We start from the raw sequence: 12,820 nt of genomic DNA on the forward strand, positions 1-12,820 counted from the left end.
TTCTCCCCCTGATTCTTTATTCCACGAGTGTGACACGATTGACGAACATTTCATAATCCTTCGTCGCATCGATCACATAGACATAATCGATGCCCTCTTTAATTTTTCGTTTTTGGTCACTAGCAATGTATTGATTCTTTGGAATGATCTCTAATTCAAAATCAACCTGCTTCGTATCCCGATTGATGAAACGAACGCGATTTTCACGTTTTTCGATCGTTTCCCGTGTCGCCCAATTGGCCGGGAAACGCATAACGAAATTGTATTCCTGATCAATGTACTGCTCTTCCCGTAGTTCGAATCCACTCTCAAGAAATGGCGGATTGTCCGATCCATTCCATGTGTAGTACGCGGTGATACGTGGTTTCGGCTCACCTTCACGCCCTTCACTACCGCCCGGCGTATATTGATGACCGAACTCGACGATTCCGTCTTGATCGACATCCTTCGGAAACGTATACATCGGTTCAACAATCTCATCGACTTGACCGAAGCGCACTTGTTCCAACGTATCGTTCGCTAAACGGAATAATGCGATGTGCATCTTAGCATCACGTGTATAAGAGACAATCAAGCCTTTATTGCGCGCAGCATTGATCGTATCGACTTCAAATAAATCATGTTCTGCGAATAAATCGCCATCTTTTGTCGCTAGCGTCGTCTCTTGACGCTTTTTCGACAAGATATCCTTATAATAGATCAAACGAGATGGACTTCCCTTTTGTAGAAGCACCATATCTCGCTCGCGATCTTGATTCAAATCATCCACCGACAGGCGGTCATACCGATCCACCTTCGTGACATCTCGTTGCTTCGACAACAGCTGTTCAATGATATATAACGTGTTTTCACCATAACTGGTAATCCCGATGACTAAATGGTTTTGTTTATGTTGCGCGTCAGATACGACTTCGAGTCGATCGATGGCTCGCCCATCAGCAACTGTCTGCCGTGTCACAAGTCGCCATTTTTCACCTTGTCGTTCATGAACGAGAAGATGAATCGTGAAACGTCCATCCTGCTCACTACGGTAGAAGGTGATCGCCTCATCCTTACCGTTTCGATCTAAATCAACGAGTTCGTATAGACGGGATACTGCTTGATTTCGTGGCGCCACGATTTCTGCCTGTTTCGGCAAATCGCGGTCAATCCGCTCTTTCAACGACTGCTCCCATGCCGGAAGGGACGGATGTTGGAGTAGAGAGGCGGGATGCGGAAACATCGTACTGCATCCTGCTAATAATAGACTTGATATGATCATGAAGAGATATTTCATAAAGTTGGAATCCTTTCCGTACGGGCTCTGTTTCCACTTTATCATACTCTCTCAATGGAGAGTATATTGTCGAATGGGACACAAGTTGTTACGATATACAGATAATTGAAAGGGGTTTGAATGTATGACGTACAAAATGATTGTTCTCGATTTAGATGATACCTTGTTGACAAGTGATCATACGATTTTACCACGTACGAAAGAAGCCTTACTTGCTGCGCAACGTCGTGGGAAGAAAGTCGTTCTTGCAAGCGGTCGTCCGACATATGCGATGCTTGATCTTGCAGAAGAACTAGAACTCGGACGATACGGAAGCTACATCCTGAGCTTCAACGGAGCTTCGATCATCGATTGCAAAACGAACGAATCACTTTTCCTCAGTACCCTCTCTCCGGAGACGGTCCATCGTCTTTATGATGTAAGTAAACGGGAGGATGTCTACATTCACACATATGTCGGACATGAGATTCTGACAGAACAACCGAACGAGTATACGACACTCGAAGGACAATTGACTGGTATGGACGTCATTCCCGTCGCTGATTTTAAAACAGCGATTCAAACACCTGTCGTCAAGTGTTTAATGATGGCAGAAGAGACACACCTCGCGCGGGTCGAGCAGACGCTTCAACAAGAGCTTGCAGGGGAACTCGCGGTTGCTCGCTCAAAGCCATTTTTCCTTGAATTCACGGAAGACGGTGTCACAAAAGGCACAAGCCTTGCCTTACTGTCTGAGAAGCTTGGTATCGCTCAGGAAGAAGTCATTGCTTGTGGAGACGGCAACAACGATCTATCGATGATCGAATGGGCAGGTCTTGGCGTCGCGATGGCAAATGCAGCCGATACCGTTAAAGAAAAAGCCCAGTATATGACTGCTTCGAACGATGAAGATGGTGTCGCCCTCGTCGTCGAAAAGTTCATGATGGATGAAGAACCGACTATCTCAAGTCACTAAGTAACTCAAAAAAGCGTGTGTTTCGCATTCAACGGAACACACGCTTTTGATTTACGATAAACACCAGTCAATTGGCTCTCTTCCCTGCTCTTTCAGCCAAGCATTCGTTTGCGAATAAGGTTTGCTACCGAAAAATCCTCGGCTCGCTGATAAGGGACTTGGATGAACGGCTTCGAGAACAAGATGACGATTCGTATCAATCAGCACCTTTTTACTCTTCGCATGATTTCCCCATAGGATGAACACGATCGGTTGTGTCTGTGTTCCTAGGACTTCAATGACCCGATCCGTGAATGATGCCCAGCCTTTTTTAGCATGCGATCCCGCTTTTCCTTCTTCAACCGTGAGCGACGTATTCAGTAAAAAGACACCTTGTCGTGACCAAGCTTCGAGATTTCCGGATGTCGGAGCCGGACAACCGATATCCGCGACGAGTTCCTTATACATGTTTCGAAGGGACGGCGGGATCGGAACTCCGTCATGGACAGAAAAGCTGAGTCCGTTCGCTTGTCCTGGACCATGGTAGGGATCTTGTCCTAAAATGACGCACCGGACGTCTTCCGGTGCGACCGCATCAAACGCATGAAAGATCCGCTCTTTCGGAGGATAGACAGTCGTCGTTTGATAGGCTTCCTTCAAAAAAGCCCACAATTCCTGAAAATAAGGTTTTTCCTTTTCTTCTTTTAACACCGTTTGCCAAGATGGATGCACATGGATCCGCTCCTTTTTCAGTCTCAAGTCGCTGTTCGTACGTCTTGATTCTGCTATGATGGATGATGAGGTGGGAAACTATGATTCAGACAAAACAATTATTTGGACTACCATTCGTCGATGCGACACCTTCGCAATGGTATACCCATATTAAAACAATCTTACACGACCGCGGAAAAGCCTTTCTTGTCACGGCGAATCCTGAGCTCGTGTTGCGTGCATTGCGCGAACCTTCTTACGAAGCCATTTTACGGCAGGCGACGTTCATCACACCAGATGGAATTGGTGTGACCGCTGCCAGTAAACGAATGGGAGCGCCCCTCACTGCGACATTGCCAGGGATCGAGACGGCACGTGAACTATTGCGGACGGCAGATGCACTGAAGAAGCGTGTATTTTTGCTTGGTGGACGCCCGGAAGTTATGAAATCGTTGATCCATCAGTTATCGATTCGTTTTCCGAACATCCGCTTCGTCGGAACGTTTCACGGTTTTGGAAAGACAGAGGAAGCAACGCAAGCGATCGCAGAAGCACAAGCTGATCTTATCCTCGTCGCACTCGGTGCGCCAAAACAGGAGGAATGGATCGCTTCTGTTTATGATCAAGTCGATCACGGCATCTTCATCGGTGTCGGTGGTGCATTCGATGTCTGGTCCGGACATAGTAAGCGTGCTCCAAAATTATTCCGTCGCCTCAAGCTAGAGTGGCTCTATCGTATCTCGACGCATCCCCGCGGCTTTGAGAAATTAAAAGATTTGTTGCTCTTCCTGACGCTTGTGCTTCGCAAAAAATCAACGCTCTCTTAACTCAATACAAATACAAAAAGGCTCCCGACACGGCGGGAGCCTTTTTTACGCTTATCTTATGCGTTGACAGTCGAGAATGAACGACCGAGTTCTTTCGCTTTTGCGATTGCTGCTTCTTTGATTTCTTCTGCTTTTTCTGGGTTCATCGCCATACCTTCGATGAAGAGGGCATCGTAGTCTGTTACACCAGTGAAAGCAAGTGCTTGACGGAGGTAGTCATCACCGAAGTTAAGACCAGATCCTGTGTACACGCCACCTGTCGCTTGGATGTGGAGTGCTTTTTTGCCTTCCATCAAACCTTTAGGACCTTCTGCAGTGTAAGCGAATGTTTTACCTGCAAGAAGTACGCTGTCGATGTACATTTTGAGACGTGCTGGGAAAGAGAAGTTCCACATTGGTGTGACGAAGACATACTCATCTGCTTCCATGTATTGTTCGAGATGTTTTGTCATCGTACCAACTTTTGCAATCTCCACTTCTGTTAATTCTTCGCCTGTTGCGAATTTGCCCCATGCGCTTAACACGTCTGTGTCGATTTCTTGGACTGTTTCGTTATATAGGTCAAGAACTTCTACTTCAGCTGAAGGATTCGCTGCTTTGTAGCTTTCGAGGAATGCTTCACCGACTTGAAGGCTGAAAGAGTGTTCTGTAGCTTTTGGGTTAACAGTTACATAAAGTAATTTAGTCATTATTATTTCTCCCTTTTATTTAAAGTAAATTCTGTAACTAAACATACCAACCACCTTTTCGTTTGTCAATTAGTTTGACTTCTGATTGTAGAAAAAAAGCTCAAGTCCGTGACTTGAGCCTTTTCCATCATATGAGTGCTAATCCTTATGCATTTTCGAGCGGCGTATAATGTTCGGCTCGTAAACCGATTCGTTTCAATTGATCAATCAACTGTTCCTTTTCCGACACTGACAAATCCTTGAACAAGTCTGCTAAAAAGGCTTCATGCTTCGGGAATGTCTCTTCCATCAGTTCGCGTCCAGCTTCCGTTAATGTTCCAAACGTGACACGACGATCCGTCGCACATGATTTTCGCGCAATCAATCCACGCTTTTCGAGTTTATCGACGACATACGTCACACTGCCGCTCGTTAACAGAATTTTATCGCCAATCTGTTGTAAAGGCGTATCCCCTTTGTGGTAAAGCAATTCCAGGACTCCGAATTCCGATAAATTCAACTGATGTGTTTTGATGTCTGCCTTTACTTGCTCCGTCACCGCATGCATCGTCCGAGATAGAACAACGAGCATTTTTAATGCCAGCTTCGAGTCTGTCGATTCCATTTTACGTTCGCCCCTCTTTGTGTTGTATCGTCACAATCATAGACTTCTTTGTCTACTCGGTCAATTCTTGCTGAATTTTCTCAATCAATCCATTGCTCAAAAATAGTTCTTGCCGTGAAACGCGTTTCATACCCTATCGTCTTGATATACACTAAAAAGGAGGTAATCATCATGTCGATCCATACTCGGTTAACCCAGCTATTCAAGCGGAATGTTGCTTTTGAATGGGCGATTGAACAATTGCACACACCAGCAGGCTATTATTTGTGTCAACACACGTTGGTTGATCAATATCCTGATTTGTCTCCTCAAGAAAAAACACGACTGCTCTCAAAAATCAATGAATTGGCTGAACAGACATCTCCATTCTCGGCTCCCGTCTCCCGACAGGATTGGCGCCGACTTGAACAACGATTATCTCGCCAGACCTAAAGGAGGGATGCGCGATGACGAACATCCGAGACTTGGCACGTGAAGCAAACGTGTCCGTCACGACAGTCTCACGTGTACTAAATGATCACCCATACGTGGCGAACGAGAAGCGACAAGCTGTCCGAGAAGCGATAGTAAAACTTGGCTATATCCGTAATCAAACCGCTGTCCATCTTTCGACGGGCATGACGAAGACGGTCGGTGTCATGCTCCCATTCGTTGATCATCCATATCACGCCGCCATTCTCCAAGGCATCGCACAAGCGGCTTTTGACGCCAGTTATCGTTTCTTGACATGGCAAACGAATTATGTGGAAACGCATGAGCAACTCGCTCTTGATGCGCTAGCGCAACAGGAGATCGACGCACTCATCGTCGTGTCGCACAGCCTTCCGTTATCAGCGATTTTACCGTACGAACGCTATGGACCGATTGTCTTTTGTGAACACCACGAAGACGTCGCTGCTGTCTATATCGATCACTATACGGCCTTTCAACAGGGACTTGCACATCTACGACAACAAGGACATACAAGCATTGGTATTTGTCTCTGGCGCCCCGACAGTACGAATAGTTTGGCGCGTAAACATGCGTATCAAGAAGTTGTCAGTGACGCGTTCGTCTATGAACAGACCTTGACGATCGAAGATGGTGCGAACGTCGCAAGGCGCTGGATGCAACAGAAACAACGACCGAGCGCCATCTTGACTGCCAGTGATCACGTTGCCGCGGGACTGATCTTGGAACTACGAAAACAAGGCTATCAGGTCCCGGGAGATCTCTCTGTCATTGGCTTTGATGGAAGTGAACTCGCTGAAGTCTTATCGATGACGACGATCGCGATTCCGTATGCCACGATCGGACGACATGCTTTTCAGCTAACAGTTCGAAACGATATGAATATTCGTCCGCAAATCGAAGTACCGTCAACGTTCATTGCTGGAACGACCGTTCTTCCTTATACCTGAATCCATATAAAAAAGCGACGAGTTCATCGATTTGAATTCGTCGCTTCATTTCGTTTAAAGTGCCCCTGCTGCTACATACCGTGATCCCCAGTAGCCGCCACGGAACGATTCTTTGACAACTCTTCCATAATACGAGTTCGCATTGATCATCGTACTCCCATCGACAGCGATCCCAACGTGCTGAATGCCACTACCGTGTGTAAAGAAGACGAGATCTCCAGCGCCAGGAGCTGTACGTTTCGTCGATGAATACTGAGCAGCTGCTGTGCGCGGAAGTGATTTTCCTAGTGCTTGATAGATGTAACGTGTAAATCCAGAGCAATCAAAGCTAACTGGACCCGTCGCGCCAAAAACATAAGGGCGTCCTTTAAGACCTTCCGCTACCGATACGATTGTTGACCCTGTTTTGCTCAATCCTTTTGTTGCTTTTGCATTGTATGCTTTCGTATACATCGAAGCGATATACGCTGTTTTTCCTTGATGACGAATTTGGTACCAATCTTTCACTTTTCCGCTCACTGCCACGGACTGTCCAAGTTTCAATTGACCGACTCGCTTACTCGATGCTGTCGCTTTCGCTCGGATATTTAACACATCCACGGAGATCGTGACTTTCTTACTCGTTGCGGCTTGTGTTGATGACGGAACGAGTGTCCAGCTACTGATTAGTAACGTTAAGGTTAGCAAAACGCGAGTGACAGTTTTCATCGATTCATTCTCCTCTTATGTATGAGTATAATATGCACTTGAATTGTCAGATAATTTCTGTTTTTATCCTATCACGTTCCAGATTTTCATCATGTTACAGTTATTTAACGCGAATTCTTTCTTGTAATACTTTTGTAACAAAACAAAAAAACAGATATGCTGAATGGCTTATTCTCGCCATTTCTGCATATCTGTCTGTTTTAGTGATTTAATCGTTTTTTCAAGAATCAATTGACTTCTTTTTTCGGAAACGTGCTAAGAATTCGTACACGATTGGAACGATAAGAAGTGTCAACAATGTCGAACTTGTAAGTCCACCGATGACCGTCACGCCTAATCCTTTTGAAATTAATGCGCCACCTTCGAGTCCAAGGGCGAGTGGTGCAAGGGCACCGATCGTCGCAAGGGCTGTCATCAAGATTGGACGTAAACGTGTACCTGCTGCATCGAGTAGTGCTTGACGCGTCGATAAACCTTCTGCTTCTTTATGAATGACACGGTCGATCAAGACGATCGCATTTGTCACGACGATCCCAATCAACATCAAGGCACCGATTAAGGACGATACAGAAATCGTCTCGCCTGTAATCAGAAGTGCAACGAGCCCACCGATGATTGCGAATGGAAGTGAGAACAAGATGACGAGTGGCGTCAATGCTCCTCCGAACGTAATGACAAGGACGAGATAGACGATGGCTACAGCTGCTGCCATTGCTAGACCGAGTTGTGTGAATGATTCTTGGATCTGTTCAGTAACTCCGCCTTGCTCATATGAGACACCCGTTGGACGATTGATATTCTTGACGGATTTTTCAATCGCTTGAGAAGCTTCTGTTGCTTTATCCGTTTTCAGTTCTGCTGTCACAGTAGCAACGAGTTTTCCATCGCGTTCGTTGAGTGAGTCAGGTGTCGTTCCTTTTTTCACTTCAACAAAATCGGACAGTTTACGAACACCAAGTGGTGTCACGACATCTGTCTCTTCCAAGTCTCGTATCGAATCATATGTCGTTTGTTCGTTTGGAACGATGACATCGAGTTCCTTCCCATCCACCTTAATAGTAGAAAGTGGTTTTTCCTCACCTTGGACATTCGCGATACCTTGTGCGAGTTGTGCTGTTGAAACACCGAACTCAGCCGCTTTTTGCTGATCGACTTCGAACGTATACTGCGTATAAGCTTCTTTTAAATCTGTCGTTACTTTTCGAACATATTTCGTTTCGCCTTCGATCGCATCGACGAATTTCGGTGTAACTTTTTCTAAATCTTCAATGTTATTCGCGAAGATCGAGTACGAGACACCTGACGACGCAGCTCCACCACTAAAGTCTTGCTCTTTCCATTCTCCCGTCGGAATATCGGCATTCAACTGCTTGATTGCTGTCTGTTTAACATCTGCGAAATCTTCTGTGTCTGGATCATACTGGACGATAAAGACACCTTGTTTTGTATTCCCTGGGTTCAATGGATTTTCTCCACCGACGGTAAACTGAAGATTGTCGATATTTTTTTGTTTGTTGAAATAATCTTCTGCTTGATCAGCTGCTTTTAACGAATCATCCAACGTTTGTCCTGGTTTTGGATTGTACGTGACATACAGTGTTTTTTCTCCTTCTTGATTCAAGAAGTTGACACCAATTGTTGGTACAAGTGCAAAACTTCCGATCAATAGTAGGACGGATAGTCCAAAGACGATGAATTTATGGTTCAACGACCAATTCAGCATACGACGATAACCGTTCGCTAACTTCCCACCTTCTTCTTTTTCTGGTTTTGGTGCCTTACCGCGCTTAAAGAGCGAGTCCGCAAACATCGGAACGACCGTGACCGCTACGATCAAGGACGCAAATAGTGCAAAGACGACTGTCAATGCGAACGGTAAGAAGAGTTCTCCGACGAATCCCGTAACAAATCCGAGTGGTAAGAATACAGCAATCGTAACGACCGTTGACGATGCAATTGGAATGAATACTTCTCGTGTTGAACTGATGATCAGTTCTTTTCCTTTTAACTTTTCTGTCGGATCCGTCAAACGACGGTAAATATTTTCGATGACGACGATGGAATCATCAACGACTCGACCAATTGCGACCGTCATTGCACCAAGCGTCATGATATTTAAAGAAATATCCATCTGCTTCAGCACAAGAATCGCCATCAGAAGAGATAGTGGAATCGAAATGACTGCGATGATCGTTGATTTGATGTTTCGAAGGAACAGCAAAATGATGACGATGGCAAATAATGCACCAATCAGTGCCTTACTAATCATCGTTGAAACGGATTCCTCGATTGGTTTTCCTTGATCAAGTGTCACAGATGCATTGACCGTTCCGTTTTCTTTTTCAAAGTCTTTAATCGTCTGCTTGACGCCATTGACGACATCAACCGTATTTGCGTCCTGCGATTTCGTCACTTGAACACCGATCGATCTTTCGCCATTCGAACGAGAAATCGATTCTTCAATCCCTTTGTCTTCAATCGTCGCGACTTGCGACAACGTGACAGTTGGTACTTGTGTTGGTGCTTGAGTTGCTTGTCCCGACGTAGCACCTGTCGACGGTGTCGTTTGGGATGCTGCCTCTCCTGTTGCTGATGGTGCTTGCCCTGCTTGCCCTGCTTGCCCTGCTTGCCCTGCTTGCCCTGCTTGCCCTGCTTGCCCTGCTTGCCCTGCTTCAGGAGTATTCGCTGCTGGCGGTGTATATGGAAGACGAAGATCTTTTAATTCTTTGACCGTCGTTGCTTTTCCATCTAGTACAACTGCCTGTTCTTTATCTCCTAGCTCGTACAAACCAAGCGCTAAACGTGAATCATTAGCTTGAATTAATTGTTTCGCATTCTCTTCTGTTAAACCGTAACGTTCGAGTTTTTTCTCATCAAATTGAATCTCAATTCGACGAATTTCTTGACCTGCAACTTGAACCGTTTGAGCACCTTCGATTCCCTCAAGCTTCGGTTGAAGTTCGTTTTCGACGAGTTTCGTCAACTCAGACAGAGAGCGTTCCTTGTCTGAGACAGCGAATCCGATGACTGGAAATGCATCAAAGGAAATCCGTGATACTTGTGGCTCTTGGACACCTTCTGGTAGTTCTACGTTTGAAAGAGCTTCTTTTACCTTTTGCTCTGCTTCTTCCATGTCTGTACTGAAGTTGTAGTCAATTTGTAAGTTCGATGCATTTTGGAAGGACGTCGAACGTACAGTATCGACACCTGGTAAATTTTCGACCTTACTTTCAAGTTCTCGACTGACTTCATCTAAAACCTGTTCTGGTGTAGCACCCGGATAAATTGTCGTCACGGACACGGTTGGTGTCGTGATGTCTGGCAATGTCTCAAGCTTCATCGATGTTCCCGCATAAATACCGGCAACTGTGATGATGATCGTCATAAGCCAGAGGGCAAACTTATTGTTCACCGAAAACTGGATGATCTTTTTCATCGTATGGTTCTCCTTCACTCTTCAATTTGCTTGTCTAATTGTCGTGCACGTTCTATTAATTGCTGAATCAATTGTTGTCGGATAGTCGGAGAAGGTGCACCAAACTGAAAATGCTCCGACAGTTTCAAACCGTCTAATGTAAAACGAATCGATAACACCTCAACCGGATCCATCTGTTCTGTCAGTTGGCGGAAGAAATGCTCAACTTGTCGCTTTCGTTCCTCGACGAACGTCGCGTGATCCTTTAACAAGGACAATAAGTAAAGAAGCGCATCCATATCGAGGTGGAATTCCTCTTGCTGCTGGATTTGCAACGTCACGAACGCTTCCATCGGTCCCATCGTCAACTGATGCTGTTCGTACAGTTCAAATTGACGTGCTTCTTGCGCTTCGATGACTCCCATCAGCAACGCTTCTTTCGAAGCAAAATGATACAATAGTCCACCTTTCGAGACATTTGCCTGTTTCGCGACTTCATCGAGCGTTAGCTGAGTAAAGCCTTGTTGCAATATGATCGCTGTCGTTGCTTCAAGAATCCGGCGACGTGTCTCTTGTGCTTTTGCACTAGCCAAAAGCCTCCCCCTTTTCCTATCTATTTTACTGTACCGTCTGGACGGTTTCTTTTTATAGTGTACGGATTCTCATTTCGAGATGCAATCACTTTGCTTATGTTTCACGTGAAACTTTCGTGAACGAAAAAAACGCTTACGCATTTTATTATACGTAAGCGTTCTGAAGTGGATTATTCGTTTGCTTCACGTGCACTCTCTCGTAGCGCCGCTTGCATCGTTTCGAACAGGTGACGCTCCCGTAACACTTGGACACCACGATCCGTCGGTCCACCAGGTGCTGCAACGTCAGCAATGAGACGATCTGTGCTTTCATTAGAACGCATGAGAATTTCAGCTGAACCTTTCATCGCTTGAGCAACGATTCGACGTGCATTTCCCTCTTCAAAACCGGCATCCGTCAAAACTGGTACCATACCAGCTACGATTTCATAGAAGAATGCTGGACTACATCCAGCTGCCGCCATGAACGCTGGCATCGTTGTTTCATTTGCCTCCGCGATTTCTCCGACACGTTCAAATAATGCCTCGACTACACTTCGGATCTCTTCGTTCACGCGTGAGCCGAACCATAGTCCAGTCATTCCTAATCGATGGGCAACGGGTGTATTCGGCATGACAGCAACTGTCGGACGTTCTGTTAACCGTTCGATTTCGTCCGGTGTAATGTGAGCCGCAATCGAAACGATCGTTTGATGCGTCCATTGTTGGTTTGCTACGTAGGCAAGTACACCATCGGGTTGCATGCCAAGCATGACGACATCATATAAGGAGACATCTTCTTGCTCGACCGTTTGAATGCCGTGTCGCGCCGCGACTTCCGTCAAGCGTGCTCCACCACTGCGATTCGTCATCGTAATGTCCTCACGCTCAAATCCAGAAGCGACCCACCCTTGAACGAGCGCCTCACTCATCGCACCTGCTCCTACTACTAATAGTTTCATCATCTATTCTTCCTTTCCCTCAAAAAAAGACCAGTCATGACTGGTCTTATGCGGGTCCATTATACACGAACAGCTAAATCTTCAACAGCGACGACACGAAGACCCTTGTCGTCAAGTTTCTTCACGATTTTTTTCTTCGTCTTCTCGTCACAATCCGTTGGTAACGTAATTAATACGCGACGCATGACACTACTCTTTGCATCGAGAGTCATCAGACTCGCCACCGTTGAATATTTGTTAACGATCTTCGAAATTTTCTCGAGCGCCCCTTTTTGTTCACTTAAGGCTACCGTTAAGACGTAACTTCCCGAATCACGATTCCACGCTTCCTCAAGCATTCCAAGCATCTTCCCGTGCGGTAAGATACCGAAGAAATGACCGTCGTCATTTAAGACCGCAATATACGGTAATTCCTTAATTGAGAAGAAGACTTCAAAGAAATTACTTCCTGTATAGATGTATTTGGATGTATTCTTAATCAGCGACATGACATTGTCGTCTAAACTGCCACCATTCATCCCATGACGATAAATGTGCATCTTATAGATATTCCCCTTGAAATCCTGTCCTGTCTGACTAAGAACCGGGACACATCGGTATCCGGTTTTTTCAAGCGTGTCAAGCGCTTCACGGATCGTCGCTGTTTCGGAAATCGTGACACATTGGTGCTTCGGGATACATAAACTTTGAACGAGCATAATAAAATCCTCCTCTTTTACCTA

At 45.6% G+C, this 12,820-nt stretch carries 13 protein-coding genes; 4 read left to right on the forward strand and 9 right to left on the reverse strand.

Annotated elements, in window-relative coordinates; all coding sequences use genetic code 11:
- Positions 1-16: 16 nt before the first annotated feature.
- Positions 17-1,222 carry a hypothetical protein gene (locus ACN9MT_RS14915; protein ID WP_313586155.1) on the reverse strand — a complete coding sequence of 402 codons (1,206 nt, stop codon included), beginning with the start codon at positions 1,220-1,222 and terminating at the stop codon, positions 17-19.
- A 178-nt stretch (positions 1,223-1,400) separates the two neighbouring features.
- Between ACN9MT_RS14915 and ACN9MT_RS14920 the strand changes: the two genes are divergently transcribed.
- On the forward strand, positions 1,401-2,231 hold the full coding sequence (locus tag ACN9MT_RS14920; RefSeq protein WP_426272505.1) for a Cof-type HAD-IIB family hydrolase: 831 nt from the start codon (positions 1,401-1,403) through the stop codon (positions 2,229-2,231).
- Positions 2,232-2,282: 51 nt separating this feature from the next.
- On the opposite strand, the gene ung is transcribed toward ACN9MT_RS14920, so the two are convergent.
- Entirely contained in the window at positions 2,283-2,942 is a 660-nt protein-coding gene (gene ung, locus ACN9MT_RS14925; RefSeq protein WP_290774380.1) for a uracil-DNA glycosylase, read from the reverse strand.
- Between the two features lie 80 nt (positions 2,943-3,022).
- Here ung and ACN9MT_RS14930 point away from each other — a divergent pair, with 80 nt between their 5' ends.
- Complete coding sequence (locus tag ACN9MT_RS14930; RefSeq protein WP_035412042.1) at positions 3,023-3,748, forward strand: WecB/TagA/CpsF family glycosyltransferase; 726 nt, start codon at positions 3,023-3,025, stop codon at positions 3,746-3,748.
- A 56-nt stretch (positions 3,749-3,804) separates the two neighbouring features.
- Here ACN9MT_RS14930 and ACN9MT_RS14935 read toward each other — a convergent pair whose 3' ends face one another.
- The gene (locus tag ACN9MT_RS14935; protein ID WP_023469709.1) at positions 3,805-4,437 is read right to left on the reverse strand and encodes an NAD(P)H-dependent oxidoreductase; all 633 of its coding nucleotides are present in this window, start codon (positions 4,435-4,437) and stop codon (positions 3,805-3,807) included.
- Between the two features lie 145 nt (positions 4,438-4,582).
- Positions 4,583-5,041 (reverse strand): MarR family winged helix-turn-helix transcriptional regulator, encoded by a 459-nt coding sequence (locus ACN9MT_RS14940; RefSeq protein WP_035412039.1) that lies wholly within the window; start codon positions 5,039-5,041, stop codon positions 4,583-4,585.
- A gap of 171 nt (positions 5,042-5,212) precedes the next feature.
- Here ACN9MT_RS14940 and ACN9MT_RS14945 point away from each other — a divergent pair, with 171 nt between their 5' ends.
- The gene (locus tag ACN9MT_RS14945) at positions 5,213-5,473 is read left to right on the forward strand and encodes a hypothetical protein (protein WP_035412036.1); all 261 of its coding nucleotides are present in this window, start codon (positions 5,213-5,215) and stop codon (positions 5,471-5,473) included.
- Between the two features lie 14 nt (positions 5,474-5,487).
- Entirely contained in the window at positions 5,488-6,441 is a 954-nt protein-coding gene (locus ACN9MT_RS14950) for a LacI family DNA-binding transcriptional regulator (protein WP_035412034.1), read from the forward strand.
- Between the two features lie 54 nt (positions 6,442-6,495).
- Here the strand turns inward: ACN9MT_RS14950 and ACN9MT_RS14955 are convergent, their stop codons facing one another.
- The 5 genes from ACN9MT_RS14955 to cbpA all read right to left on the reverse strand — a co-directional run bounded on the left by ACN9MT_RS14955 (position 6,496) and on the right by cbpA (position 12,796).
- The gene (locus ACN9MT_RS14955; RefSeq protein ID WP_426272506.1) at positions 6,496-7,149 is read right to left on the reverse strand and encodes a C40 family peptidase; all 654 of its coding nucleotides are present in this window, start codon (positions 7,147-7,149) and stop codon (positions 6,496-6,498) included.
- 220 nt (positions 7,150-7,369) lie between these two features.
- Complete coding sequence (locus ACN9MT_RS14960; protein ID WP_426272507.1) at positions 7,370-10,585, reverse strand: efflux RND transporter permease subunit; 3,216 nt, start codon at positions 10,583-10,585, stop codon at positions 7,370-7,372.
- Positions 10,586-10,599: 14 nt separating this feature from the next.
- Positions 10,600-11,157, reverse strand: a complete 558-nt coding sequence (locus ACN9MT_RS14965; protein ID WP_290788302.1) for a TetR/AcrR family transcriptional regulator — start codon at positions 11,155-11,157, stop codon at positions 10,600-10,602.
- 170 nt (positions 11,158-11,327) lie between these two features.
- Positions 11,328-12,098 carry a pyrroline-5-carboxylate reductase family protein gene (locus ACN9MT_RS14970; RefSeq protein WP_308102289.1) on the reverse strand — a complete coding sequence of 257 codons (771 nt, stop codon included), beginning with the start codon at positions 12,096-12,098 and terminating at the stop codon, positions 11,328-11,330.
- A gap of 59 nt (positions 12,099-12,157) precedes the next feature.
- On the reverse strand, positions 12,158-12,796 hold the full coding sequence (gene cbpA, locus ACN9MT_RS14975) for a cyclic di-AMP binding protein CbpA (protein ID WP_035412021.1): 639 nt from the start codon (positions 12,794-12,796) through the stop codon (positions 12,158-12,160).
- Between the last annotated feature and the right edge of the window lie 24 nt (positions 12,797-12,820).

Source organism: Exiguobacterium sp. R-17 (assembly GCF_049913315.1).
Classification (GTDB): Bacteria; Bacillota; Bacilli; order Exiguobacteriales; family Exiguobacteriaceae; genus Exiguobacterium_A.

Bases quoted from the DNA above. Each gene is read 5' to 3' on its own strand.
- ACN9MT_RS14950 (WP_035412034.1), top strand. From the start codon at position 5,488: ATGACGAACATCCGAGACTTGGCACGTGAAGCAAACGTGTCCGTCACG.
- ACN9MT_RS14940 (WP_035412039.1), bottom strand. From the start codon at position 5,041: ATGGAATCGACAGACTCGAAGCTGGCATTAAAAATGCTCGTTGTTCTA.
- ACN9MT_RS14935 (WP_023469709.1), bottom strand. From the start codon at position 4,437: ATGACTAAATTACTTTATGTAACTGTTAACCCAAAAGCTACAGAACAC.
- ACN9MT_RS14970 (WP_308102289.1), bottom strand. From the start codon at position 12,098: ATGAAACTATTAGTAGTAGGAGCAGGTGCGATGAGTGAGGCGCTCGTT.
- ACN9MT_RS14915 (WP_313586155.1), bottom strand. From the start codon at position 1,222: ATGTTTCCGCATCCCGCCTCTCTACTCCAACATCCGTCCCTTCCGGCA.
- ACN9MT_RS14945 (WP_035412036.1), top strand. From the start codon at position 5,213: ATGTCGATCCATACTCGGTTAACCCAGCTATTCAAGCGGAATGTTGCT.
- cbpA (WP_035412021.1), bottom strand. From the start codon at position 12,796: ATGCTCGTTCAAAGTTTATGTATCCCGAAGCACCAATGTGTCACGATT.
- ACN9MT_RS14920 (WP_426272505.1), top strand. From the start codon at position 1,401: ATGACGTACAAAATGATTGTTCTCGATTTAGATGATACCTTGTTGACA.
- ACN9MT_RS14955 (WP_426272506.1), bottom strand. From the start codon at position 7,149: ATGAAAACTGTCACTCGCGTTTTGCTAACCTTAACGTTACTAATCAGT.
- ACN9MT_RS14960 (WP_426272507.1), bottom strand. From the start codon at position 10,585: ATGAAAAAGATCATCCAGTTTTCGGTGAACAATAAGTTTGCCCTCTGG.
- ACN9MT_RS14930 (WP_035412042.1), top strand. From the start codon at position 3,023: ATGATTCAGACAAAACAATTATTTGGACTACCATTCGTCGATGCGACA.